The following is a 25,423-nucleotide window of genomic DNA, read 5'->3' on the forward strand; positions in this document are numbered from 1 at the left end:
GCCTATGATGCAAGCAGTTCTTGATCCAAGCATGATCAACGATCCGATGAACGATGACTTCAAGAGCCTATTCGATCCATGAGTGATGACGTCTACACACAATTCATGCGCTTCAAGACCCCTGATCCCGAGATTGGCCCACGGGAACAGGCGCCGATGCTCGCTGAGGAGCAAGCCTGGGCGCGTGAGCGCGCCCTCATGCACCGCTTTGACTGGATCGAGGTGCTGGTTCCGCCGTTGTGCCTGGGGCCGGTGCTGCCGAGCCTCGCGTTCTTACTGAGCCTGTGGCTCTATCAAGCGCTAATTGCCCCGGGCTTGGATGTCGACCGGATCGTCGGTGACTCCCTTGGCTGGCTTGCGCTCGTGACGCTGCTGTTCATGGCGGCTTGGGCGCTGCGCAACTACGTGCGCGATACCCGCGACCCGACCAAACGCTACTGGCAGTCCATGCCGGATCGAGGACTGGTCGAGCTAGAACGCCATACCCTGATCTCTGGCACCAGCCTGTGGTCTTGCGACTATGACCCGGATTGCAACACCCTCATGCAATGGACCAACGGTAAGCTTGAGTGCGTACAGGACTCCGGCGTGTCGCAATGGCTCTTGGCCCAGACTGCCGCGGGCCACTGGCTCGTGCTCAAGGAGGGATATCCGGGCGACTTCACCTACGCACGGATCGGGAAAATGCCCCCGCTGGACAAGCAGATGCAACCCCGGCAGCACCTGACGATCGCCTTCGCCCCCGGCACCAACCTGCCGCTGGGGCGGCGTTTCGACGGTGCGCCGCTGCCGCTGATACAGACGCCGTATTGGGTGTTTGCCGATGAACTCAAGCGCCTTGTCGAAGTCGCTCATCACTGGACTTTTTTCCCACCGAACCGTTATGCCGTGGTCAATGACCAGGACGCCAGGTGGGTGCAATGGCTGGTGGACAGAGCCCAAGCCAGCGTCGGGCCCCGGCCGGAGCGACGCATTCCGACGGTGGTTTAATCTACCCGGAAACAGTGAGTGCTCAAGTACTTGCGTCGCCGCGCTCGCCCAAGTTATCCAGAAAAACCGTGAGTATGTCTGTGGATAACCGCGTTACAGCCCGGTGGCTGGAGCGTTTCAACAGATGATCAAAAAATAAACAGGCCGACGGTTGTTCAAGGGGCAGGACGGTTCAACAAACAATTTTGCATAAACCAGTCGATCACCGGGCCCTGCCAGATATCAACCTCTGCGCAACTGCCCCGGACTGACGCCAAGGCGTTGCTTGAAGACGGTCGCCATATGCGCCTGGGAATTAAAGCCACAGGTGTGGGCGATCTGCGCCAATCCGGCTGTCGAATCACGCATCAAGGCACGGGCTCTGGCCAGACGTCGATCGATCAGGTAGCTATGGGGGCTTTTGCCCGTCGCATGCTTGAAGGCGCGCATGAAATAGCCTTCGGACAAGCCGAGCAATCCCGCCATCGCCGGCACACTCAGCGGGCCGTCGAGGCCAGCGTCAATGAACTCATCGAGCAGGCGCATGCGATTACCGGTGATAGAACCTGCGGGCGCGGGCGTCAACGCCAGGTTGTCCATCGTCCGCTCAGCCAGTCCGAGTGCCCAGGCCTCCCAGTCGTCTTCGATAGAGGCCCGCAACAGTGCCCCGCGCATTCGTCGGGCGAGGGCAATGGCCTGCTGATCGATGCGATTGTTGAAGGCCCGATCGCCTACCAATGGAAAACCGTCTGTACGCATGACCCGCAGGTACTCACCGCCCCCCGGTGATTCGGAGAACACGTCACACTCGGCCGGGACGAACGCCAGGCCATTGGGCATGGCCTCGAAGGGCTGCACGCGGTCGCTGCCAATGGCATGCAAGCCTCGCTGGCTGTCAAAGGCAAAGCCAATCGCTGCCTGGGTCGCGACATAGCGGGCGGCGTAGGCGCAGCCGGGTAACAATTCAATCGCCCATGGGCCTGCCTCGATACGACGGACCGGTTCGGATGGACGCGATGGCGGCAGGCGGTTTCGATGGATCATGAACACTATAGTAGAGAAGAGTGAGAGCAAAAGTCAGGTCAGTTTTCTGAAAGCCGCCGTCCGGTGCCCGTGTCTAGACTGGGCAAAACCTGGAGGTCACCCATGTACACACTGACTCGCGACGATCTTGAACAAGCTGCTCATCATGTCTACCAAGTCATGCCGGCAACCGCCCAATACGCCTGGCCGTTGCTGGCTGAACGGCTGGGTTGTACGGTGTGGGTCAAGCACGAAAACCACACCCCGACCGGTGCTTTCAAAGTGCGCGGTGGTATCACCTTCATGCACTGGCTCAAACGCACCCACCCAGGCGTCAAAGGCGTGGTCACCGCCACTCGTGGTAACCATGGCCAGAGCCTGGCGCTGTCGGCAACGGCACAGGGTTTGCGGGCATTGATCGTGGTGCCGGAGGGTAATTCCGTCGAAAAGAACAACGCCACGCGCGGCTTTGGCGGCGAGGTGGTTGAGTACGGCCGCGACTTCGATGAGGCCCGTGAGGAAGCTGTGCGCCTGGCGCAAGTGCATGGCTTCTACCTGGTGCCACCGTTCCATATTGAATTGGTCAAAGGCGTGGCCACTTATGCCTTTGAATTGTTCAAGGCCGCGCCGGACCTGGACACTGTCTACGTGCCGATTGGCTGTGGCTCGGGGATTTGTGCGGTGATCGCCGCCCGTGATGCCCTGGGTCTGAAAACCCAGGTGGTGGGTGTGGTGTCCACTGAGGCGATGGCGGCAAAGTTATCGTTTGAAACGAGAGAGCTGTGCGAAACCGCCTCGGCCAACACCTTTGCTGACGGCCTTGCCGTGCGTAGGCCAATTCCCGAAGCCTTCGCCATCTACGGGGCCGCCGCGACACGGATCGTGTCGGTCAGCGACCAGGAAATTACCGAAGCCATGCGCGTCTATTACACCGATACCCATAACCTTGCCGAAGGAGCGGGCGCGGCCGCTCTGGCTGCGCTCATGCAGGAACGTGAAGCGATGGCAGGGAAGAGGGTGGGGGTAATCCTGTCGGGTGGGAATGTCGATAGATCGGTGTATGCGAAAGTGATTGAGTGAATAAGGGCATGTCTTTGTGCTCAGCTCATTTTCAGCATCGACTTCAAGATGTCAGGCATTACGACGGCATCTTGCTCGACCTATAGATCTCGTTGACCTCGAGTAAGCCCCCGCACTGACAGACGCCGTTTGTAGTCTATAGTTTTCAGCAGACCCGGAATCCTTTCGTGTGGCCGATCAGGAGCAATTGACTCCGCGAGCCGTAACCGCATCGGATACCCGCAAGCCGTCAGCAGTGAAACGATGCAGGGAGCACATCATGCCGGTCCAACGGTCGAATATATTGGGATCGGCCCCTGATATTGCCAATGCTGCAAACCCCGTTTCCGCTACCGCCAATAGCCTGTTTCGGCGCGGGTTTGAGCAAGCCAAGGAAATCTACATTTTATTTCCGCTGCTGGCCGCTTTCCTGCTGCTGAGCATCTGGTTGGGCACCCTGTACCTGATCAAGGTCGAACAGGTTCGTGCGCAGCAAGACGCCGCCACGGCAAGCCTGGAAATCGGCGCCACGTACGAAGCGCAGATTCTACGGGCTGTGCGTGAGATCGATCAGACGCTCAAACTCGTCAAATACACCTACGAGTCCGAGGGCGAGACAAACCCGCTGCCCAAACTCAAGGCGCGGGCGTTATTGCCGCCCCCGTTTTTGTTTGATGTCAGCGTGGTTGATGCTGACGGCCGGGTCGTTGCGAGTACGCAGCCGAGCGAGGCAGGGACTAGGGTCGCTCAGGATGAGCCGAAAACGTTGCGGCGCGACAATGCATTGTCGATCAGTCGTCCTTGGAAAAGTCCGGTGACGGGGGAGTGGAAGCTGCGTTTCAGTCGCCCCCTCAATTCGACTGGTGGCGCGTTCTCCGGGGTTGCGATGGTTGAGGTCGATGCGGCCTATTTCGTCAGCAGCTACGATGCCTCGAAGCTCGGCAACCAGGGCACCCTGGGGCTACTGGGGACTGACGGCATCTTCAGGGCCCGGCGCACCGGGGAGGCGGTACTGGCCGGTGATGCGGTCGATTACGCGGCAGTGGTGCCGGATACTGAAAACACTGAAACGGTACTCTCGACCAATGAATGGGACGGTGTACGGCGCTACACCAGCGCCCGCCAACTCTACGACTATCCACTGGCAGTGATTGTCGGCTTGTCCGAGGAGGAACAACTGGCCGCGGTGACGCGGCAGGCGCATACCTATCTTTGGCGAGCGGCGGGCGGCAGTCTATTGCTGGCGTTGTTGGTCAGTTTGTTGAGCCGGATGAGCTGGCAGCTGGTGCAAAGTCGTTTGCGGGCCGCCGAAGCGAAAATAGCCTACGCCGAACGTGTCGAGTATCTCGCTTATCACGACGGCCTGACGTCGCTGCCCAATCGCAGTCTGTTCAGCAAGATGTTGAGCCAGAGCATCAGCGAGGCAAGCCGTTATCATCGGCAACTGGCGGTTCTGTTCCTTGATCTGGACCGTTTCAAACAAATCAATGACACCCTGGGGCACGATGCCGGCGACAAACTGTTGCAAGAAGTCGCGGGGCGACTCAGGGCCTGTCTGCGCCACAGCGATACCGTCGCCCGATTAGGCGGCGACGAATTTGTGATATTGCTGCCAGAGCTGTCCGAGGACTCGTACGTGGCGATCACCGCGCAGAAAATCCTGTCCACCATTGCCCGGCCTTTTAACCTCCAGGACCATGAGTTCCGTGTGACCGCCAGTGTCGGCATCAGCCTCTTTCCGCGCGATGGCCTAGACGAGCAGACACTCAAGAAAAACGCCGATATCGCCATGTATCAGGCCAAGCAACAAGGCAAGAACAACTTCCAATTTTATTCCGAGAAGCTGAACGCGGGCTCTCTGGAGCGAATGACCCTGGAACTGAGCTTGCGCCATGCCCTGGAGCGCCAGGAGTTCGAGCTGCACTATCAGGCCAAGCGAGATATTCGCAGCGGCCAGATCACGGGCATGGAAGCGCTTTTGCGCTGGGATCACCCCGACCTGGGAATCGTCGCGCCAATGCAGTTCATTCCGATTGCCGAAGAGACCGGTTTGATCGTGCCGATCGGCAAATGGGTGCTCAAGACTGCCTGCCTGCAAAACGTTGCCTGGCAGCAACAGGGCCTGCCGCATTTGGGGGTGGCCGTGAACCTGACAGCACGTCAGTTTGCCGATGAGAATCTACTCACCGACCTCGCTGCGATACTGGCTGAAACCGGTATGGAGGCGAGTCTGCTGGAACTGGAGATTGCCGAAAGCCTACTCATGCAGGATGTCAAAAGAGCGTTGAGCGTGTTGACCGGGCTTAAACTCCTGAAAGTCCGGATCGCCATCGATGATTTCGGTATCGGTTATTCTTCGCTCACTGCGCTCAAGCAGTTTCCGCTCGACGCCATCAAGATCGACCGCTCATTTATCTGTGATGTCACCAGCGTGTCAGAAGACAAAGCCCTGACCGAGGCCATCATCGCGATGGGTCGAACCCTCAGCCTGACGGTGGTTGCCCAAGGCGTGGAAACCAAGGAGCAGGCCGATTTTCTCCGGGAAAATGCCTGTGACGAATTCCAGGGTTTTTACTTTAACCGGCCGGTACCCGCCGATCAGTTCAAAGTGTTGCTGCAAGCACAGGCGCGATAGCCAAGGCCTCGACGGCTTGAGCTCCGAGTACTCATTGCGGCTCGAGCGGTAGCGCCCTGACGCTGCCATCCACCTCGTTTGCCTCGATATAGCCAATGCTGTCGGGATTCTCCGCGATACGTTTCTTGACTTCGGCGCCATTTGAAACCGCCTGCGGAGGCTGCCCTCTACCGGTAAAGATTATTTTCGACCAGTGCGCTTTGAGCTGGGACGCAGATTTGCCAGTGAACGTTGAGTAGAACTCATCGCGGGTCGCCGAACTTTCAGTCTGATCAATCGGAACCGCCGGTCCACCGCTGGGAAAACGGCTGGTCTTGCCCAGGAATATATCCGCCACCTGATTGCGTGCGAGTGCTTTCACCGGGTTGGAAGTGGCCACGACCACGACCACATCGGCCTTGACGGGAGTGCAGGCCAAGCACACGACGAGCCCCGCAACAGCGAACCCGAAGAGCCTCACAAACCACATGACCTGCTCCATCAGAAGACAAAATCGACGGCTAGACTGATCACACTGAACGAGCCACCCGACTCGAAGTCCGGCTGGGTATTGATTAGCGGACCGATAGAGTTGCCCTTAAAGCGGGTGTGATCGTACTGTAATTTTGCGTCCATGTTTTTGGTGAAATCCCAGCGCACGCCAAGGGAAAGCGTTTGCTGGCCTTCGTTCGATCCCAGGATGGTGTTGAGGGCATTGTTGAGGCCGATGGCGGGTAAAGTGGACGCCGTCAAACCCGTTGCGGAAGTATCGGACTCCGCCCTGGAGCGAGCGTAGGTGATGAAGGGGGTGAACGCGTCAACTCGGTAGCCACCGCTGACATACCAGGCGCTTGTCCGGCCTATTGCTGAATGACTCCTGAGACGTCCCCACTCGCTCATGACGAACCAATCACCCGGATCATAGCTGGCGCCTATTCCAAAAAAACTAGCGGGCGTGCTGTTGGAGTCGTAACGATCGGCAATGGCATCACCTTCTGCGCCGAACGCCCTGAAGGCATCGAAAAATGAGTTGAATTGCTCCACGGTCAGTTCGGTTTGACTGTAGCTGAAGCGCGTGGTCAGGGCGCCGAACTCGGTGGTATTGGTAATGCCCCAAAGATCCCTCGCCGTGGCCTGGCCGGCGCCGTCGGGCTGTCGGCTGTCGTGCTGGCCGTAGTTACCCTGCACGGTATTGGTGATTTCATCGATATGGAATCTATAGCTGAGGTCTACACCGTCGCTGCTGGTGATGGGGATCAGGCTGTAGACTTCCATCGGCGGACGTACCCAGGGCAGCGTGTATCCCACTTTTCGGGTATCGGAGAGCAAAAAAGCCGGTAATACGGTGCGACCGACGCGCGCACTGAAGTCTGGCGTGAACTGATATTTGATGTTGGCCCACTCGACGAAGGGCCTGTAGCTGTTGTCGTAACGCTGTTCCGAGATGACCTGCACCACGGCTGAGAGCTGGGGTGTGAACGTGGCGATCAGTTGGGCGCCGATCAGGCTGTCGACGTCGGCGCTCCAGTTGCGCGAGTGGCCTGCACCGTTGGGCTTGAAGATACTGGAGGTGAAGTCGGCTTTTTTCTCGCTGGAGTGGACGATCCCCACCGTGCCGAAACTGCTCAGCGAAAACATTGACGTGTCAGCTTCGGCGGCGCTGACGGCGCCGGCATACAGCGTCATTGCTGCCAAGCTCAGGGTGTTCAGTTTTGGCAGCATGGGCTTAATGCGACCTCACTGGAGAAGGCACCCTTGAGGGCAGGCGCGAACCCACGACAGGGAGCTGTTCGGTATTGGCCAGTGGGGTATGAGGAGGGATCGCCATGCGTTTATTCCTTGTAACGTTGGCTGAAACTGCGCGATACCACGAATCGAAGCGTAGCCTAGATCGCCAGTTTGAGGGTAAAGATCGCCCCTTTTCCCGGCCCATCGCTATGCGCCTCCAGCGAGCCCCCCATCTCCATGGCTGCCAGCACGCAGCTGTGCAGACCAAACCCATGGCCGTCTTTGCGCGTGGTAAAGCCATGGGCAAAAATCCGTGTCAGGTTCTCTGGCGCAATGCCTTCGCCGTTGTCGATCACCTTGATAGTCAAGGTCTTTCCTTGCTGGACTGCACTGTGAAGGGTGATCTGAGGATATCGATCCGGTCTGTCATCCATCGCACTGCTGGCATTTTTTATCAGGTTGACCAGGATTAGCAGCACCCGGTGTTTGTCCAGCTGTAGCAAGGGTGTTTCTGCATAGTCTCGGACCACGGTTATCTGGCGAGCGGCGATTATTCCAGCATTCATACGCAGGGCGTCCTCGATCAGTTCCTTTATTTGTACGGCCTCGGCGATGCTGGAAGCGCCTGCATAGGATTGTTGGGCGGAGACGATTTCCTTGATGTGATCAACGCTCTTGCTCAGTTGTTCGAGCTCATCGGTCATGCTTTGTTGCTCGAGCGCAAGCGCGTCCACCAGTTGGTTCAGATAGCCTGGCAGGAGCTTGCCTTTCTCGTCGTGCGACATGAATTCACCCAGGTCATCGGCATGCTGGTTCATCAATTGCACCGCCTTGCCAAGCCCCAAGGCCTTGCTGGTACGCAGCTTGCGGGTGACGAGTTCTGCCGAGATGTTCACGCTATTGAGAACGTTGCCCACGTTGTGCAGTACGTTGGTGGCGATTTCTGCCATGCCGGCCTGGCGGGCTACAGCAGCGAGTTGAGCCTGGGTTTCGGCGGTGCGTAAACGACTTTGCGCCAGTTGCCAGCTCATCCGGGCGAGCACCCCCACCAACACCACCAGCAAGAGACTGCCGCCCGCCGCACGCCACAGATAGGTGTGCGCTTGTCGAGTCACCGCGGCCAGTTGCTCCTCCTCGGACAACCCGACAATCACCGCCAGCGGTAAATCGTAGAGTTGGCGGGCGCTAGTGTAACGCCGCACCCCGTCCCATCCATTGACCGCGAGGACCGCTTCGGTATTCTCCGTGTCTGGCACCACCACTGCGTAATCGACTGCATCGCCGGCCGATACCGTCTCTGCGCTGCGTCGTACCCGGAAGATGCCGTCGGTGCCCAGTAACCCGAGTACGCCCTGGTCGCCGAGTTTCGAGACGTCATAGCTGCTGACGAAATAGGCTGCATCGACCTCAACCCTGGCGATCCCGGAAAACCCGCCATCCGGCGCATCCAGCCGGCGACTGAAACGCAATCGCCATTCGCCTGTGCCGGGGCTTTTCCAAGGGCGACTGATCAGCAATGAGTCGTTGCGCTGCAGTGCCTGCAGTTCATCCGGGTCGGGAATATTGGCCTGCTCGTGGCCCCGCGTGCTCGCCACGAGCCCTCCGGCAGAGTTGACCACGCTGACGTCAAACACCAGTGGCGGCGGTAACAATGCCCGCTCTTTGAGCCTGGGGAGGGGGTTGCGCTGACCTTCCGCTTCATAGGTGTATTTGACAAGCTTGAGGGTTTGATCGATTTCATGAACGGCGCGCAGCATTTGTGCTTCATACGTGGCGCCGATTTCCAGGCTTGCGGTTGCTGCGCTCTGTTGCGCGCGGGTATGTTCAACCTCGATCAGGTACAGCGTGGCTGTCCAGATCGCCAGTAACAGAAGAACGGCCAGCAGCGGGAATAGGATGTAGGCTTCCTTGGTCTGGTCGAAGCTGCGTCGAAGCAGGTTGGTCGTGGTACCGGAATTGGCGCCGGGGGAATTGGCGATGCCAGGGGCCGACCTCAATGTATTCGGCTGTTGGATCAGCATGATGTGCTCCCTGCATCGTTTCAATACTGAAGGCTTGCGGATATTCGACGCGGTAATGGCTCGAGGAGGTTGTCGCTCCTGATTGCTCGAGCAAAAGAGGGCCGGATCTGGAAGAACTATAGACTACAAACCGTGCTTGCCATTGCCTTGCTCGTCTTGGTGACGAAGAACTGCAGGGACGCCCCTTGCCTAACGCTTTTCACTCATGATCCGCGCCACTTCGCCCGAAGCCTTGAGCTGTTCGAAGGCCTGTCGGGCCCTGGCGACGACTTCGTCCGAAGTACTTAGGCTGAAAGCCAAGTTGACCCTATGGGGCTGCTCATCGAGTGAATAGACTTCTTCCAGGGAGGTGAAATCCACACGGGCATCCTTGCTCATCAGCCGTGCAGTGTTCTCAGGCATGGGCAGCAGCTGGATCTGATGATTCAGCAGTTTCTGAAAGTTATCGTGGTTATCGACCGACACGACCAGTCGGGTAAACCCTTTTTGTTGCAGGAAAACCTGCTTGGCGTCATTACGCACCACACCTACGTCGTACTGTTTGGCCTCTTCAAGGTTGTGGATGACGATCGCCTCGCCTCCGCGCATTTTGTAGAACTTGGTTGTCACCCGGTGTATTTCGCCCACCCACTTGAATAGCTCTTCGCGGGCCGGAGTACGATCCAGTGGGAAAATCAGCACATTGGGTTCGTGCAAGGCCTTTTCGTAAGCCCGTGCCCATGGATACAGCGACATTCGGTAGTCAGTGAGTTCTGCGCGCTTGAGGGTTTCTTCGGCGATGCGAATGCCCGGTCCGACGAGTTGGCCATCACGGGCGTAAGCGTACAAAGAGTCTTCGGTCACGACTTCAATGGTCTCGGCGTGGCTTTTGACGCTGACCAAGGCCAGGAGCAAACATGAACAGAGCATCAGGCGATAGTGCATAAAGACCTCATTACGCGCGAAGGTTTAGATAACGACGCGATCGCGCCCTTGGTGTTTGGCCCGGTACAGGGCCTGGTCAGCGCGTTGCAACAGTTGATCGAAGTGATCCATGGTCTCGGGGTCCAGCTCGGCGACGCCGATGCTCAGGGTGACGAAGGGCGACACTGCCGAGCCGCTGTGGGGCAGTTCACGTTCGGCCAGGCTCTCACGCAGCCGCTGGGCAGCGTCATAAGCCTGCTTTGCGTCGATGTTCGGCAGCACCACGACGAACTCCTCGCCCCCCAGGCGAGCGGTCAGTTCACCAGAGCGCCCGAAAACGCTGCTCAGGGTTTCGGCGATCTGTTTCAAGCACAGGTCCCCCTGTATGTGGCCGTAGGTGTCGTTGTAGCTTTTGAAAGAGTCGACATCGCACATCAGCACCGCCAGTGGGGTCTTGTGGCGAATCGCACGGCGAAACTCGACTTCCTTGAGTTCATCGAAATAGCGACGGTTGGCCAGGCCGGTCAAGGCATCGTGACGTGAGAGGGCTTCGAGCGACTGGTTGGCCGCCTTGAGTTCGGCGGTGCGCGCCTCGACCAGCTCGGCCAGTTGATCGCGGCTGGCTGCGAGCGCCAGTTCATCCGAGTGCTGGCGCTCCAGGTGAGCGTGGAGATTGTCTTGAAGGGCATTGACTTGAAATTCCAGCAGGCTCAGCTCGTCTTGGCCGTGCACTGAGCGCTGCAGCTTGAGGTGCTGCTTGAGTGTTTGCGGAGCGAGTCCGCTCAGATGGCGGGCGATCTGCACCACGTGTACGGTCACCAGGCGGTTGAACATGGTCATGACCAGGCCGGCCAGCAACAACGATTGGATGACCTGGGTAATGACGATGCTGCGCGCTTCGTCCCAGAGACGCTCCCAAAGCAGATGATTGTCGCCTTCGATGGTCAGCTCGCCGACCTTTTCATTGGCACCGATGTAGGGTTGCGCGACGAGCTGGCGATGCAGCACCGGCGCCACCCCTGATGAGCCAACGGTGTATCGATTGAGTTCGATGATTTCAGGCGACTGACCAGGCCGCAGGATATTGAGCACCACGCGCCCCACCGGCGCGGCCGTCGCAACGCTGCTGAGCTGTTTGTCCAACGATTCACGGTCCATTTCCCAAATGGCGTGGGCCAAGGTGTTTTGGAACACTTGATCGATCAGGACAAGCTCCGAATTCATCTCCGTCAGGTTGTGCTCCCAAGCCATCCAGGTGCGCAAGGTGACCATGGCCAAGGTAAAGAACAGGCAGAACAACAACGTGGCGAGCACCAGGCGGCGGCCCAGTGAGCTGAAGACCCTGGCCTTGGATTGTCGAGGGGGCGCCGCCCGGAAATGGCCGGTCATGTCACAACCACTTACGCACGATGGCGTCGTAGACACCATTGCGCCGGATAGCCTCCAGGCCAGCTCGGAATTTCTCAACCGTTTGGGGCGGCGTCTTGCGGCTGAACGCCATGTTCAAGCCGTCCTCACTGCTCAGCTCGGGAAGCGGCAGTGACTGGATCAGCACTTTTTCCGGGTCCTCGCCGTTCTGACGGGTCAGGTACAGCGCGTTGAGCTCATTGGAAATCCAGAGCTCCACGTGATCGACCTTGAGCTTGCGATAGTTGTGCTCGTACTTGGTGCTGGACTGCAATTCTTCGCCGATGCGAAAACCCTTTGAGACCAGATATTGTTCGCCCACGTCCTGATTGACGGTGGCGATCTGATGACCATGGGCATCGGCCAGCGAGTTGAGTTTTACCGGACGGTCAGCCAGCGAATACATGAACCATTTGGTGGGGCCGATCGTACCTATCCACTGGAAAAGCGACTCGCGTGCAGGTGTACGAACGATTGAATAAATCAATACGTTACTTTCATTGAGCGCCAACTCATAAGCGCGCGCCCAAGGCATGGGCTGGATGGACGCCTCGACGCCGACTTCCTTGAGTACGGCTTGGACCACTTCGGTGCTCATGCCTGTGACTTGCCCATTTTCCGTCATGTTGTAGGGCGGCAGCTCCTCGGTAACGATGCGCAGGGCAGGCTCTGCCGCGCAGGCACCTGCAGCAAGGAACATCAGAACACCACCCATTAGTAGGCGATTAAGTGGCAAACCCATCGATCATTACCCTATGTAACCTGCAGAGCCCAGCGCGGACATGAGCCGTCGCTCATAGGGTTATCGGCTGGGCTGGCGCCTGCTTGAGTTTTGCCGGGCATGCTGGCTTTTGAGGTGCGGATGATTTTGCGAGTTTGCGGCGCGCGGGGAGAAAGGAGCGGGATTTCGGTTCTGGCAACGGAATAGGGGAGGGGCTCAGGCTGGTCAAGCATCTTGGACCTTGTCGTGGCTCAGTGCTGTCGTCCCTGACAACCGTGAGCGGAGCAGGTCAGAACAGCTGAGTGAACAACCAATACAGACTCCCGGACAGCAGGATCGCAGCCGGAAGTGAAAGCTTTAGCCTCCCAGAGTGGGAAGGCATTAACTGACCGGGTTGGATTTGAAAACCCCGCTGAGGATGAAGGCATAGCGTTCCGGCCGGATAAAAAAGGTCGTGCGGTCGCAGCAGCGGCCGTCGGCAAAATAGGACGTGCGCTCCATCACCAGCAACGCGGCGCCGCGTTTGACATGCAGCGCGCTGGCCAGGATTTTGTCGGCCTCTTGTGCGCGGATGGCAAGGTCGGCTCGGGTGACCGCCATCCCCGTGATCGACTCGAGAATGGAGTAGATCGGTTGATGTTCGACATCTGCCCAAGTCACGTTCGCCAGCTCGGCCGGTAAATGGCTGCGCCCTAGCGCGATAGGCTCGCCATCGACGAAATGAAGCCGCTCCAGCAGCAGGCAATCTTGCGTTTCTGCAAATAAACCACGCAATGCATCTGGAACGGGCTGCAGGGTATGGCTGATCACCTGCATGCTCGGTTGCAGCCCTTGCAGCAACAACGCTTCGTGAAAGCTGCGCAACGCATCCAGGCCGTGGCGTACCTGCTTGGCGGCCACGAAAGTGCCCTTGCCTTGTTTGCGCTCTACGACGCCGTCATCGCTGAGCTTGCCCACCGCCAGGCGCACGGTGACACGACTTACCCCAAAGCGTTTGCCCAACTCCGCTTCAGACGGCAGCTTGCCGCTGGGTTCGTAGTCGCCGCGTTGAATTTCCTCTAGCAACTGATGGGCAATCTGTTCGTAGAGCGAAGTGGTGCTGTCGCGAAGAATGGATGTGGACACTGTGAGCTTCCATGACCTTGAGTGGGGCAAGGCACCTTCACTTCTAAGGTTATAAAAATAGGTTATTGGGACTACTTGTATTAATACGTATTATGTCAGGCAATCCCATTGTAAACGACCTGACGACACTTGCCATGCTCAAAACCGTTCCCTACCCCCAGCAGCAAGCCGATGCACTGACGGTCGATGACATCAGCTTCAGCTACCCCAACGGGCACCGGGTTTTTTCCTCGTTCAGCCTGAGCGCCAAGCCCGGCGAGTTCGTCGCGATCCTTGGGCCATCGGGCTGCGGGAAAACCACCTTGTTGAATTTGTTGTCCGGTTTCGCGCAACCGCAAAGTGGCCGCATCACCATCAACCAGACCGCGGTACGGCCGGAGCGTTCGGAGTTGGGTTATGTGTTCCAGGCACCGCAATTGTTTCCCTGGTTGAGTGCCCTGGAGAACGTTCGTTTCGGTCTGCGCATGAGCGCGCAAGTCAACGAATCGCAGCAGCGCGCCCAGGCGCTGCAATACCTGCGCCTGGTCGGCCTGGAGAGCGCGGCGCAACGGCTGCCGCACCAGCTTTCCGGTGGTATGCAACAACGCGTGTCCCTGGCCAGGACCCTGGCCCTGGAGCCCAGCGTACTGCTGATGGACGAACCGTTCGCCGCGCTGGATGCCATCAGCCGTAACAGCATGAATGAAGAGACGTTGCGTATCTGGGCCGAGTTGGGCCAGACGGTGTTGTTCATTACCCATGACATTGATGAAGCGGTGTTCCTGGCGGATCGGGTCATTGTGCTCAACATCGCCCCGGGCGGTATCCACAGCGAACTGGAGATCCACCTGCCGCGTCCCCGCTCCAACTTGAAAACCCGTCGTCTACCGGCCTTTCTCGATTACCGCAATGAGCTGATGGAGCGCATTTCCCAGGTCATGGACGCGTCCCAAGCCACTGCTTACCTCACCCCACAACTCGAGCTGACAGCATGATCAAACGTTCTCTGCTTGCCTTTTCATTGTCAGTCGCCGCCTTGGCAGGCAGCGCATTCGCCGTGGCGGGCGAGGAGAACCCCCTGCGTGTGGGGTATGTCTTCGCCATGGCCAACGCGCCTGCGTTGATCGCTGACAAACAGGGTTACTACCGCGAGCAAGGCTTGAATGTCGACCTCAAGGCGTTGGGCGATGGCCCGGTGATCCAGCAGGCATTGGCCGCCGGTGAACTGGATGTGGCCTATGTCGGGACCCCGCCGGTATATCAATGGTTTTCCCGGGGGCTGCAAAGCCGGATCCTGGCGAAGGTCAATTACGGTCAGGCCGCGGTGATTGTCGACGCCAAAAGCCCGATCACACGCCTGGATGAACTCAAGGGGAAAAAGCTGGCCGGGGTCAAGAAGGGCAGTGGCATGGATGTGCTGTTGCGCGGTTATGTCCTGAAGGAAAAGGCCGGGCTCGATCCCGACAAGGACCTGGACATCATCGACATGCCACCCGGCAATATGAACGCTGCCCTGGAGCGCGGCATCGTCGACGCAGCGTTTTCCTGGGAGCCCTTCGTCAGCCAGTCGCTGTTGCGCGGTTCGAGCCGGATCCTGCTGGACGTGAACCAGGCGCTGCCCAATTACCCGTGGTACGTGGTGATCGCCTTGCCGAAGACCTTGCAGGAACGCCCGGACGACGTGGTGAAGCTGCTGCGTGCCCATCGCAAGGCCATCGCCTTCCTCAACGAGCATCCCGTCGAATCGAACCGGCTGATCGCTGAGGCGTTCAAGCTTGAGGCGGTGCAGGGCACCGACGGCAAGACTATCGCACCGGAAGCCATCATTGCCCAGGCACGCAACCGGTTGGGCTGGTCGGCGGACTTGCAGGCGGCGGATATCCAGTTCATCCAGCGCCTGATGAATGACTCCCATGACTTGGGTTTTATCGATACCACGCTCAAGACCGAACAGATCGTGGACACCTCCTACCTGCAAAAAGCCTCGTACTGAGTCTGTCATGTCCTTGCCAAAACCGAATTGGGGATGGGCGTCGCTGCCATTCCTGTTGTTGATCTGGGTGGCCTTGGCCAGCCGTTTTCCCACATACATCCTGCCGCAGCCCTGGGACGTCGCCCACGAGGCGCTGCGTTGGCTGGGTGACCGTTCGCTGTGGCAACACCTGCGGGCCAGCGTCCTGGAGGAATTGGGTGGTTTCTGCGCGGCGGTGATTGTCGCGGTCCTGCTGGGGACGGCCGGTGGCTTGTCCGCGCGGTTTCGCGACTTTATCTCGCCGCTCAACAGCCTGTTCATGGCCATCCCGCCCATCGCCTGGGCGCCGCTGATCATGATCATTTTCGGCCTGGGCTATGTCTCCATCGTGCTGGTGATTTTCATTGCCGCGATGTTCCCCATGGCGGTGACCATTCAAGAGGGTGTGCAGAGTATCCGCGGCGGTGAAGTTCGTGCGGCACGCACCCTGGGTGCCAGTTCGTGGCAGCTGCTGGCCCATGTCTACCTGCCGGCTTCATTGCCCTTCGTGACGGCGGCCTTGCGCATCGGTTTCAGCCAGGGCTGGAGGGCACTGGTCGCGGCGGAAATGATCGGTGCGTCCCAGGGCATCGGCTGGATGGTCTCCACGGGCGGGCAGATCGGCAACAGCAGCCAGGTGCTGCTGGGCATTGTCGTGATTGGCCTGATTGCCTGGCTGATGGAGAGCTTCGTATTCCGGCGCATCGAGCGCCACTACCAGAAATGGCGCGTGCAATAAGCATCGCCCCACGTATTCGAACCCTTCAGTGGACCACTGCACGAGGTGTCATGTGAGTAACGTTTTCGATCCCCGCGAAGCCGGGCATTACATCGCCCCACAAGGCCTGTACGAGCGCAACAAAAAACGTCCATTCCTGGGCAGCATCAACTGCGACCGTGACACCCTGGTCGCCGGTCAGTGGGATGAAATCACCCTGGTCTACGAGGTTGGTGGCAGCGGCCTGGCGGATGGCGCCTGGCTCAAACTGGCCTTCAAGTTCTACTCCGACTGGGCCTTGTTCCAGACCTCCAATCCGGCCGGACCCAACTATGTCAGCGCGGAATATCAAGCTGGGGAGTTGGTCCCCGGTCAGAGCCAGGCCACCGTGCAACACCTGAAAGTACGCTTCGACCAGAAAGGCCATGAACGGCCGTTTCAGAAAGCGATCATCATCGACATCATCGACGGCTACCTGAACCCCGGGGACAAAATCACTATTCGTTTGGGCGATCGTCGTCAGGGCGGGGCGGGGACGCGGGTGCAAAGTTTCGTCGAGAAAGACTTCCGTTTCCGCCTGTTCATCGACCCGTTGGGCAGCTCCAAATTTGCCGAGGTGCCGGGTGATCCATTGCTCGACATCGTGCCGGGCCCGGCCCAGAGCGTGCAGTTGATCGCGCCGCGACTGGTCAGCGCCGGTGAGCCGTTCGATGTGCTGCTCAGGGTGGATGATGCCTGGGGCAATACCTGTCGCAACTTGCCGCTCAACGGTGTTCTGACCTTCGTTGACCCTGAAGGCCGCGAGCGACAACAGCCATTCACGTTGGCGACTGAAGGTTGGGCGACCGCGCGAATAGAGGCGGTCGATCTCGCGGCGCAGGGGGAATGGCGCTTGTCCGCCGAGGTACAGGCGACCTCGGTACGTGGCGCTCAGGCGTTTGTCACGGTTGACCCGGCCGGTACAGCGCTGCGTCCGCTCTATGCCGACCTGCATGTACACTCCGATGACACCGTGGGCACCAACGACACCTTGTACAACCTCAGCTATGGTCGCGACGTGGCCGGGCTCGATGTGCTCGGCTACACCGCCAACGACTTCAACATCACTGAGCAACGCTGGGACCAGGCGGTCAAGCTGATCCACGAACTCAATGAACCGGGCCGATTCGTGTGCTATCCCGGCACCGAGTGGTGCGGTAATTCCTGCGCGGGAGGGGACCGTAACGTGGTGTTCCTGCATGACCGAAAACCCGAGTTCCCCTTCGACAATCAGGGGCGACTGGTGCGCTCCTTCGAATGGAACGAGTTCACCGCCGGTACTATCAAGCCGGGCGCGTGGCCGGTGGACGAGTTGTACGCCGCCTATGCCAAGGACCCCGAAGGCCATCTGATGATGCCCCATGTCGGCGGACGCCGTTGCAACCTCGACTGGCATCATCCTGAGCTTGAACGGCTGATCGAAGTAGGCTCGGCCTGGGGCCAATTCCACTGGGTCTATGCCGAAGCGCTGCAGCGTGGCTATCGAGTGGGAGCTGCCGCGAATAGCGATGAACACCAGGGCCGTTGCGGTGGCGGTGTTCCAGCCACGGCGGTGTTCGGCTCGCGCGGCGGGTTGACCGGTGTAGTCGCCGAGGCCTTCGATCGAGCCAGTGTCGGCAAGGCCCTCCGCGCCCGCCGCACCTTTGCCACGACGGGTGAACGTTCGTTTGCCAGCCTGCGCCAGGGCAAGCATTTCATGGGTGAAGTCTTCACCACCGATTCGAATGCCACGCTGGACTATCGACTGCTCGGAGAGGCAGGTTGGGAACAGGTCGATCTGTTCGATGGCGACAAATTGATCTGGTCGCGCAACCTGCACCAGGAACTGGGGTTTTCCGCGCAACGCATTCGCCTGCGCCTGGGCGGTGCCCGGATCAAGGACCGCTATCGAGGCGCCTACTGGACCGGCGAGATCCGCATCACCGGGGCGGTCATCAACGGCTTTCGCGCCTTGGGCCTCGATCATCCCGAGCAAACCGTCTGGCGCAAGGACGCCACGACGCTGGCCTTTCGCACCGACACCAACGGCGATACCGACAGCATCGAAATAGAACTGTCGCAACTGGTTGGCGCCACGCTGCAGGTCCACAGCCGGATCGATAATTACGTCAAGGTCGGCGACCCGTCTGAACCGCAGCCCTACGTGCATGCGCCGAAGGTGCTGATGGAGCTGTCCGGTGAAGAGTTGCTGGCGCAATCGCAAGTCATCGAAGAGCTACCGGGCGCCGAATTGAAAGTCTCCCTGGAAAGGACCACCGCTGCAGCGCTGCCTCGTGAGCTACGAGGGAACATTGAACTGGCACGGTTGAACCTGGAGCCGGGCCGTGAACACCCATTGTTCATCTGTGCCCGTCAGCGGGATCAATCCCGGGTCTGGACGTCGGCGTTGTTTTTGACGTTATAGAACGTGGGGTTTGACGCTTCGTTGGATAGGCGGCATATTTGCTCGATTGTGATCATTCGTGCTCGTTTATATAGGTTGTCAGTGCCATGACGTCACCCCATGAAGCGTTTCCCGGTGAACGCCAGCAATTGATCCGCCAGCGTCTTGCCCGATACGGCCGGGTGATCGCGGCTGATCTGGCTAGCGAACTCAACGTGTCCGAGCACTCGATACGGCGGGATCTGGGCGCATTGGCGGCTGCGGGGTTGTGCAAGCGGGTCTATGGCGGCGCCATACTGTTACCCGGCGCCGAAGGCCCGCTGGAGGTTCGAGTACAGCAAGACATCGCGCGCAAGCACAGTCTCGGCCAAGCGGCGGCTTCGTTGCTGAGGGCCGGCCAGCATATCTTCATTGATGCCGGGTCGACCAACCTGGCCATTGCCTGCGCCATTGATCCGCAACTTGAATTGACCTTCACGACCAACTCGCCGTTGATTGCGGTGCAACTGATGAAGTTGCCCCGTGCCGAGGTCATCGTGTTGGGCGGTCGCTTGAACCCGGTGGCTGGAGGTTCGATCGGGCTGACGGCGGTACAGCAATTGCGCCAGTTCAGTTTTGACCTTTGCTTTCTGGGTGCCTGTGCCATCGATCCGGACAACGGTGTTACGGCGTTCGGTCTGGACGATGCTGAATTCAAGCGCGCAGTGGTCGCCGCCAGCGGTCAGGTGGTGACGGCCGTGACCAACAGAAAACTGTCCAGCGTTGCTCACTATCAGGTGGCGTCCTGTGAAGAAGTCGCCGCCTTGGTGGTGGAGCACGACGCGCCGCGTGAGCGCCTGGAACCCTTTTTCGGCAGGGTTTCCAGCATCGTGACGGCGACCTGCGAACAGCGACGCGGCCAAGAGCAGGGATGAGATGCTGGCTGTCGAGCGCCAGACAATCAAACGTACGCTGGGCGAGCCCATTGTCTGGCTCGCAGTTTACGTCTAGTTTGCTGCCCCATCATAAGTACAAAAACAGGAGTCATCGATGCAACCGATTCGTCTCGGTCTGGTGGGCTACGGCAAGATTGCCCAGGATCAACACCTTCCCGCTATCCTCGCCAACCCCGCGTTCCAGTTGCTCGCTGTCGCTACGCAAGGGAAACCCTGCGCCGGCGTGGAGAACTTCCAGTCCCTGGGCGAGCTGCTCGAAAAGGGCCCGCAGGTCGATGCGATTGCGTTCTGCACACCGCCGCAAGGTCGATTCGCATTGGTGCAACAAGCGTTGACCGCTGGTAAACATGTCCTGGTCGAAAAGCCGCCATGCGCCACGCTGGGTGAAGCGATGGTGTTGGTCGAGCAGATACAGGCGCAAGGCGTCAGCGGTCTGTTCGCCTGGCATTCGCGTTACGCGCCCGGCATCCAGGCGGCCCGTGACTGGCTGGCCAGCCGTACCCTGCAAAGCGTGAAAATCGACTGGAAGGAAGACGTGCGCAAGTGGCACCCGGGCCAGGCGTGGATCTGGCAACCCGGAGGCCTGGGCGTTTTCGATCCGGGCATCAATGCCTTGTCAATTGTGACCCACCTGCTGCCACTGCCGCTGTTCGTCGAGTCGGCCGAACTGCGCGTCCCGAGCAACTGCCAGTCGCCTATCGCTGCAGGCATCAACATGTCTGATACGCGTCACCTCGAGGTCCACGCCGAGTTCGATTTCGACCATGGTCATGATGAACTCTGGAGCATCGAGATCCGCTGTGCCGAAGGTCTCTTGCGACTGGACAACGGCGGTGCACTGTTGAGTATCGATGGCGTGCGCCAGACCGTTTCGCAGGAGGGCGAGTACGCAGCGGTGTATCGGCATTTTCAACAGCTGATCGCTGACAAGGCCAGCGACGTGGACCTGCAGCCGCTGCGACTGGTCGCGGACAGCTTTTTTGTCGGCAGCCGCGCCTCGGCAGAACCGTTCTACGATTAGCCGCTGTCGGGGGGTAGCAGCAGGGGGCCAGTCGATCCATGCGTCGACTGGCTGCGCTTGCGCTTGATCCTATCCGGTGCTGAGCACGAAGGCGGGCAGGTGCCTTTCAGCCCAGATCCTCAGCCTGATGCCGCTCCGGCACTTGGCTCGCTTCATCGCCCCACGTCCGGTTGACGCGTTGCCCACGGATGACCGCCGGCCGCTTGGCGATTTCTTCCGCCCAGCGCTGCACATGGGTGTATTCGTGGGCAGCGAGAAACTCGGCGGCCGAGTACACGTTGTTGCGCACCAGTTGGCCATACCAGGGCCAGACCGCGATATCGGCGATGGAGTAGTGCTCGCCCGCCAGGTATTGGCTTTCACTCAGGCGGCGATCCAGGACATCCAGTTGCCGCTTGGCTTCCATGGTGAAGCGATTGATGGGGTACTCAAGCTTCTCCGGTGCGTAGGCATAGAAATGCCCGAAGCCGCCACCCAGGTAGGGAGCTGCACCCATTTGCCAGAACAGCCAGTTCAGGGTTTCGGTGCGCCCGGCCAGGTCAGTGGGCAGGAAGGCGCCGAATTTCTCTGCCAGGTAAAGCAGGATCGAACCGGACTCGAAGACGCGGATGGGCGGCTCCACACTGCGGTCCTGCAAGGCCGGGATTTTTGAGTTTGGATTGATCTCGACAAAACCGCTGGAGAACTGGTCGCCCTCGCTGATGCGAATCAGCCACGCGTCGTATTCCGCGCCTGCGTGCCCGAGGGCCAGCAATTCCTCAAGCAGGATGGTCACTTTTACGCCATTGGGTGTCGCCAGCGAGTAGAGCTGCAACGGGTGTTTGCCGATCGGCAGTTTCTTTTCGTGGGTCGGCCCGGCAATCGGGCGGTTGATACTGGCGAACTGACCGCCAGACGGAGCCTCATTTTTCCAGACCTTGGGAGGAATATAGGGCGCTTGACTCATGGAACGTACCTCATCGTTTGCTGGCGGTGATCATGTAGACCGCGCAAGAGGGGGGCGCCTGGCGTGATGCGGTAAGCGGCACGCCAGAGAGGCCGAAGCCTGGCCTTCGAATGAAAGCAGAGAAACTATCATAGGCTGCGTGGCGCGTGGTGGTCGGCGCGCCAGAGCCCCTGACTGGGAGACGATCAAGGCATCAGATATCTACTGTCAGCCGGATCATTATCGATGTGAGTGGTCGATCGACGGATGCGGCCTGTTTACGTGCTCAGCCATAGTTCGACTTTATCTCGGCTCGGAATGCCTCCGGAATGAACAACTTTGCCATCAATGACCACGCTGGGTGTCGATATAACCCCATAGCTCATGATGTCACGCAGCTCTTCCACTTTTTCCAACTTCACAGGCACGCCTTTCGCTTGAGCGACTTGCTCGATGATGGCGATTGTCGATTTACACTTGGAGCAACCGGTACCTAGAACCTTGATATCTTTCATGGGAACCTCGGCGGATGGACTTACAGAACGAAGTTGAAGGCGTAGCCAACGACGAGAATGCCGGCGGCGACGACACCAATGAAGGTGGCGATCAGGCGGACTTTCAACACCTTGCGCAGAATCACCATCTCAGGGAGGGAGAGGGCAATGACGCTCATCATGAAGGCCAGTACCGTGCCCAACGCGGCACCTTTGGCGAGTAGCGCCTGGACAATGGGAATGATCCCTGCTGCGTTGGTATACATGGGGATGCCTATCAGGATCGCGACTGGGACAGACCACCACGCCTCTTTACCCATGAAACTGGCCATGAAATCTTCGGGCACGTACCCATGAATACCTGCGCCAATGGCAATACCAGCCAGGATGTATGGCCAAACGTTTCCGACGATTTCACGCACGCTGCCAAAACCGGCATAGATCCGTTCATGCAGCGGCATGTGTATGTCTTCTGCGGCTGCCTGGACTTTGGGCATGTCGCGAACCCAATCCTCTAGAGAGTCCTCCATTTTCAAGCGCCCGATGATCCAGCCTGCAACCACTGCAATAAACAAACCGAGACTCAGGTACAGCAGCGCAACTTTCCAGCCGAACAAGCCCAATAGCAGTGTCAACGCGACCTCGTTCACCATGGGCGCGGAAATGAGAAACGAGAAGGTCACCCCTAAGGGCACGCCTGCTTGAACAAAACCTATAAATAGAGGAACCGCGGAGCACGAGCAGAACGGTGTAAACACCCCTAGAGAGGCCGCCATGACGTTGGCCATGCCCTCGCTGCGTCCGGCCAATATTGCGCGGGTGCGTTCGGGTGTGAAGTACGAGTTGACCATTCCCATCAAGAACACGATGCCGGTCAGCAGCATCAGTACCTTGGGCGTGTCATAGAAAAAAAACTGCAGGGCACCACCCAGGTGGCTGTCACGCTCGACAGGCAGCGCTGCAACCAACGCCTCCGAGATCGGGATAAGGGCTTCATACAAACCGAGCCAGACAAGCACGGCTACCACCAAAAAAAGGCGGGGACTACGCTGTGGCCAGCGCACAATGATCTCGTTCATGTCCACACCTCCTGGGACGGAGTCGGGTTAGGCGACCACTTGATCGGTCAGAGCCGCTGCGATTTCGCTGACCGTGCTGCGAGCCGTGCGGGTTACGCCGATCAACGTGGCGGAAGCCGAACCGGTCCACTCGCCATAACCGACCAGCCATAACCTGGGTTCTTGAGTCGAGCGCGTGCCTTCGACCTCGACACGGCCCTCGCTGTTGACCACGCCCAGGGCGTCCAGATGCTGCAGGGCGGGGCGAAAACCGGTGCACCAGATCACCACGTCCACCGCAGACTCTGAACCATCGGCCCAAATCACGCCATTGCGAGTAAACCGTTGGAAAGGTCGGACAGATTTGAGCGCATGGCGCGCTCGCGCATCGACAACGGGGGGCACCATGACAATGTCGCCCAGCCCGCCCACGGGCTGCTCGATGACGCGGCCCTGCTGTTGGGCTTTCCAGCGCTCGGTGGCGCGCTCGAACAACACGCGCCCATCCACTTCGTCGGGCAAGAACAAAGGTTCTACGGGCGTCACCCAGGTGGTCTGGGCGACTTTGGAAACCTCAGCCAGAATCTGCGCCCCTGAATTGCCGCCTCCCACCACCAACACGCGCTTACCCGCGAACGGCTGCGCCTGGACATAGTTCGCGGAGTGCAACTGTTGGCCGGCGAATGTCTCGGCATCCGGGTAGTAAGGAATGTAAGGATTGCTCCAAGTGCCCGTGGCACTGACCACGGCCTTGGCATCCCAATGCCGACCGTCAGCCCATACGCGCAAGCCGGTGTCTGTTCGCTCCACCCGATTGACCCGTACCGGACGCACCACCGCAAACTGATAGCGTTGTTCATACTGCTTGAGGTAGTCGATCACGTGGTCGCGCGATGGGTAGCCGGCTTGCGTGGGGGGCATCATCCAGCCTGGGATCGAACTCCACGTGGCCGGGGAGAACAGGCGCAACGAGTCCCAGCCATGCCGCCATGCGCCTCCGGGCTCTTGCTCGGCGTCGAGGATGACAAACGTCAGTTGCGTGCGGCGCAGGAAATAGGCCACCGCCAAGGCAGATTGACCCCCACCGATAATGACAACGTCAAAGGCGCTGGAGGGCGAGTCAGTCATGACGGCGAACCTTCAAGGGCATGGATGGAATGGCTCCAATGGCGGCAGTGGTTCCTGCCACCGTCTCAGTAACGCTTGCACGTTTTGATGCCCAATAACGTATAGATCGGGCAGAAGCGGAAAATGCCGGTAGCCAGTGGCACCAGGCCGATCCAGCCCCACAAACCGATCACACCGGTCAGGCTCAGGGCTATGAGAACAAGCCCAATGACTATGCGCAGGCTACGGTCAATGGTTCCGATATTGGCTTTCATGCTGATCTCCCGATCAATGGGGGCGCCGAGTTTCCAGCGCTGTGAACAACCACATGCCCGCCAGCATGGCCAGCATGAACACGATGATTTGCCAGTGTCCGGTCAGCAGGATGGCTACGGCAGGGCCAGGACAGATACCGGCTATGCCCCAGCCGATGCCGAACACCAGGCTGCCGCCGATCAGGCGCGGGTCCAGCTCACGCTTGACCGGTAATTGCATAGGGCTTCCCAGCACTGAACGCGATTGCCGGCGTGCCCAGGTAAGCGGGCCGATGGCAATGCCAATCGCACCGATCATCACCAACGCCAGGGAAGGGTCCCAGGCACCGGCCAAATCCAGAAAGGCCAGCACTTTCCCCGGGTTGGCCATGCCTGCCAGGAGCAGACCGAGGCCAAAGAGCAGGCCGGCGATGAATGCAGTCAGTTTGAGCATGTTCAAACCCCCATCACATGACGCAGGACAAAGACTGTCGCGAAACCGCTGAACATGAAGCATGCCGTGGCGATCATCGAGCGCGGCGACAGGCGCGATAGGCCGCACACGCCATGGCCACTGGTGCAACCCGAGCCATAACGGGTGCCGATACCCACCAACAGGCCGGCGACGACCAGCCCGAGCCAGCCGCTGTGGAACTCAATCGGCGGCAAGGTGGCAAACAGTCCCCATAAGAGCGGTGCGACCAGCAGGCCCAGAAGGAACAGCGCTTTCTCGCCCACGCCTTCGCCGCCGCGCTGCAAAAGGCTGCCGATCAGCCCACTGATGCCAGCGATACGCCCATTGGCGACGACGAACAGGCTGGCCGCCAGGCCGATCAACATGCCGCCGGCGAGGGATGACCAAGGTGTGAAGTTGAGCCAGTCAACATTCATGAGGGTTCTCCGGTACACAATCGTTGATATTCCACTAC

General features: G+C 59.3%; 24 protein-coding genes. 9 read left to right on the forward strand and 15 right to left on the reverse strand.

What is annotated here, in order from left to right:
• Positions 1-78: 78 nt before the first annotated feature.
• Entirely contained in the window at positions 79-990 is a 912-nt protein-coding gene (locus tag J9870_RS12395; RefSeq protein WP_246883112.1) for a hypothetical protein, read from the forward strand.
• Positions 991-1,212: 222 nt separating this feature from the next.
• On the opposite strand, the gene J9870_RS12400 is transcribed toward J9870_RS12395, so the two are convergent.
• Complete coding sequence (locus tag J9870_RS12400; RefSeq protein ID WP_210644400.1) at positions 1,213-2,013, reverse strand: AraC family transcriptional regulator; 801 nt, start codon at positions 2,011-2,013, stop codon at positions 1,213-1,215.
• A 102-nt stretch (positions 2,014-2,115) separates the two neighbouring features.
• Between J9870_RS12400 and J9870_RS12405 the strand changes: the two genes are divergently transcribed.
• Complete coding sequence (locus tag J9870_RS12405) at positions 2,116-3,072, forward strand: threonine dehydratase (RefSeq protein ID WP_210644402.1); 957 nt, start codon at positions 2,116-2,118, stop codon at positions 3,070-3,072.
• Between the two features lie 259 nt (positions 3,073-3,331).
• The gene (locus J9870_RS12410) at positions 3,332-5,686 is read left to right on the forward strand and encodes an EAL domain-containing protein (RefSeq protein ID WP_210644404.1); all 2,355 of its coding nucleotides are present in this window, start codon (positions 3,332-3,334) and stop codon (positions 5,684-5,686) included.
• Between the two features lie 31 nt (positions 5,687-5,717).
• Here J9870_RS12410 and J9870_RS12415 read toward each other — a convergent pair whose 3' ends face one another.
• From J9870_RS12415 to J9870_RS12445, 7 genes are all read right to left on the reverse strand, one after another.
• Positions 5,718-6,155: a substrate-binding domain-containing protein gene (locus J9870_RS12415; protein WP_210644406.1), complete on the reverse strand. Its 438-nt coding sequence runs from the start codon at positions 6,153-6,155 to the stop codon at positions 5,718-5,720.
• An 11-nt stretch (positions 6,156-6,166) separates the two neighbouring features.
• On the reverse strand, positions 6,167-7,387 hold the full coding sequence (locus tag J9870_RS12420; protein ID WP_210644408.1) for a hypothetical protein: 1,221 nt from the start codon (positions 7,385-7,387) through the stop codon (positions 6,167-6,169).
• A gap of 164 nt (positions 7,388-7,551) precedes the next feature.
• The gene (locus J9870_RS12425) at positions 7,552-9,414 is read right to left on the reverse strand and encodes an ATP-binding protein (protein WP_210644410.1); all 1,863 of its coding nucleotides are present in this window, start codon (positions 9,412-9,414) and stop codon (positions 7,552-7,554) included.
• Between the two features lie 189 nt (positions 9,415-9,603).
• Positions 9,604-10,338 carry a transporter substrate-binding domain-containing protein gene (locus tag J9870_RS12430; RefSeq protein WP_210644412.1) on the reverse strand — a complete coding sequence of 245 codons (735 nt, stop codon included), beginning with the start codon at positions 10,336-10,338 and terminating at the stop codon, positions 9,604-9,606.
• Positions 10,339-10,362: 24 nt separating this feature from the next.
• The gene (locus tag J9870_RS12435) at positions 10,363-11,706 is read right to left on the reverse strand and encodes a diguanylate cyclase (protein ID WP_210644413.1); all 1,344 of its coding nucleotides are present in this window, start codon (positions 11,704-11,706) and stop codon (positions 10,363-10,365) included.
• 1 nt (position 11,707) lies between these two features.
• A complete protein-coding gene (locus J9870_RS12440; protein WP_210644415.1) occupies positions 11,708-12,466 on the reverse strand; it encodes a transporter substrate-binding domain-containing protein in 759 nt (252 codons plus the stop codon).
• 360 nt (positions 12,467-12,826) lie between these two features.
• Positions 12,827-13,570 (reverse strand): GntR family transcriptional regulator, encoded by a 744-nt coding sequence (locus J9870_RS12445; protein WP_210644417.1) that lies wholly within the window; start codon positions 13,568-13,570, stop codon positions 12,827-12,829.
• A gap of 134 nt (positions 13,571-13,704) precedes the next feature.
• Here J9870_RS12445 and J9870_RS12450 point away from each other — a divergent pair, with 134 nt between their 5' ends.
• The 6 genes from J9870_RS12450 (at position 13,705) to J9870_RS12475 (ending at position 20,656) form a co-directional block, all read left to right on the forward strand.
• Positions 13,705-14,544 (forward strand): ABC transporter ATP-binding protein, encoded by an 840-nt coding sequence (locus J9870_RS12450; RefSeq protein ID WP_210644420.1) that lies wholly within the window; start codon positions 13,705-13,707, stop codon positions 14,542-14,544.
• Positions 14,541-15,542 carry an ABC transporter substrate-binding protein gene (locus J9870_RS12455; protein WP_210644422.1) on the forward strand — a complete coding sequence of 334 codons (1,002 nt, stop codon included), beginning with the start codon at positions 14,541-14,543 and terminating at the stop codon, positions 15,540-15,542. The genes J9870_RS12450 and J9870_RS12455 overlap by 4 nt, the downstream gene beginning before the upstream one ends.
• Before the next feature lie 7 nt (positions 15,543-15,549).
• Positions 15,550-16,299, forward strand: a complete 750-nt coding sequence (locus J9870_RS12460; protein WP_210644423.1) for an ABC transporter permease — start codon at positions 15,550-15,552, stop codon at positions 16,297-16,299.
• Positions 16,300-16,351: 52 nt separating this feature from the next.
• Positions 16,352-18,721, forward strand: a complete 2,370-nt coding sequence (locus J9870_RS12465; RefSeq protein WP_210644425.1) for a hypothetical protein — start codon at positions 16,352-16,354, stop codon at positions 18,719-18,721.
• A gap of 86 nt (positions 18,722-18,807) precedes the next feature.
• Entirely contained in the window at positions 18,808-19,614 is an 807-nt protein-coding gene (locus J9870_RS12470) for a DeoR/GlpR family DNA-binding transcription regulator (RefSeq protein WP_210644426.1), read from the forward strand.
• 115 nt (positions 19,615-19,729) lie between these two features.
• On the forward strand, positions 19,730-20,656 hold the full coding sequence (locus J9870_RS12475) for a Gfo/Idh/MocA family oxidoreductase (RefSeq protein WP_210644428.1): 927 nt from the start codon (positions 19,730-19,732) through the stop codon (positions 20,654-20,656).
• Positions 20,657-20,762: 106 nt separating this feature from the next.
• Here the strand turns inward: J9870_RS12475 and yghU are convergent, their stop codons facing one another.
• From yghU to J9870_RS12510, 7 genes are all read right to left on the reverse strand, one after another.
• Positions 20,763-21,602: a glutathione-dependent disulfide-bond oxidoreductase gene (yghU, locus tag J9870_RS12480; RefSeq protein ID WP_210644430.1), complete on the reverse strand. Its 840-nt coding sequence runs from the start codon at positions 21,600-21,602 to the stop codon at positions 20,763-20,765.
• 257 nt (positions 21,603-21,859) lie between these two features.
• Entirely contained in the window at positions 21,860-22,096 is a 237-nt protein-coding gene (locus tag J9870_RS12485; protein ID WP_210644432.1) for a thioredoxin family protein, read from the reverse strand.
• Between the two features lie 20 nt (positions 22,097-22,116).
• Positions 22,117-23,154, reverse strand: a complete 1,038-nt coding sequence (locus J9870_RS12490) for a permease (RefSeq protein WP_210644434.1) — start codon at positions 23,152-23,154, stop codon at positions 22,117-22,119.
• Between the two features lie 27 nt (positions 23,155-23,181).
• Positions 23,182-24,261 (reverse strand): ArsO family NAD(P)H-dependent flavin-containing monooxygenase, encoded by a 1,080-nt coding sequence (locus J9870_RS12495; protein WP_210644436.1) that lies wholly within the window; start codon positions 24,259-24,261, stop codon positions 23,182-23,184.
• Between the two features lie 65 nt (positions 24,262-24,326).
• Positions 24,327-24,515 carry a DUF2892 domain-containing protein gene (locus J9870_RS12500; RefSeq protein ID WP_210644437.1) on the reverse strand — a complete coding sequence of 63 codons (189 nt, stop codon included), beginning with the start codon at positions 24,513-24,515 and terminating at the stop codon, positions 24,327-24,329.
• A gap of 13 nt (positions 24,516-24,528) precedes the next feature.
• On the reverse strand, positions 24,529-24,948 hold the full coding sequence (locus J9870_RS12505) for a DUF6691 family protein (RefSeq protein WP_210644439.1): 420 nt from the start codon (positions 24,946-24,948) through the stop codon (positions 24,529-24,531).
• Positions 24,949-24,950: 2 nt separating this feature from the next.
• The gene (locus J9870_RS12510; RefSeq protein ID WP_210644441.1) at positions 24,951-25,385 is read right to left on the reverse strand and encodes a YeeE/YedE family protein; all 435 of its coding nucleotides are present in this window, start codon (positions 25,383-25,385) and stop codon (positions 24,951-24,953) included.
• Between the last annotated feature and the right edge of the window lie 38 nt (positions 25,386-25,423).

The organism is Pseudomonas sp. Tri1, from assembly GCF_017968885.1.
Taxonomy (GTDB): domain Bacteria; phylum Pseudomonadota; class Gammaproteobacteria; order Pseudomonadales; family Pseudomonadaceae; genus Aquipseudomonas.

Coding starts and splice junctions, on each gene's coding strand:
- J9870_RS12410 (WP_210644404.1), top strand. CDS start 3,332: ATGCCGGTCCAACGGTCGAATATATTGGGATCGGCCCCTGATATTGCC.
- J9870_RS12415 (WP_210644406.1), bottom strand. CDS start 6,155: ATGTGGTTTGTGAGGCTCTTCGGGTTCGCTGTTGCGGGGCTCGTCGTG.
- yghU (WP_210644430.1), bottom strand. CDS start 21,602: ATGAGTCAAGCGCCCTATATTCCTCCCAAGGTCTGGAAAAATGAGGCT.
- J9870_RS12460 (WP_210644423.1), top strand. CDS start 15,550: ATGTCCTTGCCAAAACCGAATTGGGGATGGGCGTCGCTGCCATTCCTG.
- J9870_RS12450 (WP_210644420.1), top strand. CDS start 13,705: ATGCTCAAAACCGTTCCCTACCCCCAGCAGCAAGCCGATGCACTGACG.
- J9870_RS12395 (WP_246883112.1), top strand. CDS start 79: ATGAGTGATGACGTCTACACACAATTCATGCGCTTCAAGACCCCTGAT.
- J9870_RS12490 (WP_210644434.1), bottom strand. CDS start 23,154: ATGAACGAGATCATTGTGCGCTGGCCACAGCGTAGTCCCCGCCTTTTT.
- J9870_RS12430 (WP_210644412.1), bottom strand. CDS start 10,338: ATGCACTATCGCCTGATGCTCTGTTCATGTTTGCTCCTGGCCTTGGTC.
- J9870_RS12435 (WP_210644413.1), bottom strand. CDS start 11,706: ATGACCGGCCATTTCCGGGCGGCGCCCCCTCGACAATCCAAGGCCAGG.
- J9870_RS12500 (WP_210644437.1), bottom strand. CDS start 24,515: ATGAAAGCCAATATCGGAACCATTGACCGTAGCCTGCGCATAGTCATT.
- J9870_RS12510 (WP_210644441.1), bottom strand. CDS start 25,385: ATGAATGTTGACTGGCTCAACTTCACACCTTGGTCATCCCTCGCCGGC.
- J9870_RS12400 (WP_210644400.1), bottom strand. CDS start 2,013: ATGATCCATCGAAACCGCCTGCCGCCATCGCGTCCATCCGAACCGGTC.
- J9870_RS12420 (WP_210644408.1), bottom strand. CDS start 7,387: ATGCTGCCAAAACTGAACACCCTGAGCTTGGCAGCAATGACGCTGTAT.
- J9870_RS12455 (WP_210644422.1), top strand. CDS start 14,541: ATGATCAAACGTTCTCTGCTTGCCTTTTCATTGTCAGTCGCCGCCTTG.
- J9870_RS12405 (WP_210644402.1), top strand. CDS start 2,116: ATGTACACACTGACTCGCGACGATCTTGAACAAGCTGCTCATCATGTC.
- J9870_RS12440 (WP_210644415.1), bottom strand. CDS start 12,466: ATGGGTTTGCCACTTAATCGCCTACTAATGGGTGGTGTTCTGATGTTC.
- J9870_RS12485 (WP_210644432.1), bottom strand. CDS start 22,096: ATGAAAGATATCAAGGTTCTAGGTACCGGTTGCTCCAAGTGTAAATCG.
- J9870_RS12470 (WP_210644426.1), top strand. CDS start 18,808: ATGACGTCACCCCATGAAGCGTTTCCCGGTGAACGCCAGCAATTGATC.
- J9870_RS12475 (WP_210644428.1), top strand. CDS start 19,730: ATGCAACCGATTCGTCTCGGTCTGGTGGGCTACGGCAAGATTGCCCAG.
- J9870_RS12505 (WP_210644439.1), bottom strand. CDS start 24,948: ATGCTCAAACTGACTGCATTCATCGCCGGCCTGCTCTTTGGCCTCGGT.
- J9870_RS12495 (WP_210644436.1), bottom strand. CDS start 24,261: ATGACTGACTCGCCCTCCAGCGCCTTTGACGTTGTCATTATCGGTGGG.
- J9870_RS12425 (WP_210644410.1), bottom strand. CDS start 9,414: ATGCTGATCCAACAGCCGAATACATTGAGGTCGGCCCCTGGCATCGCC.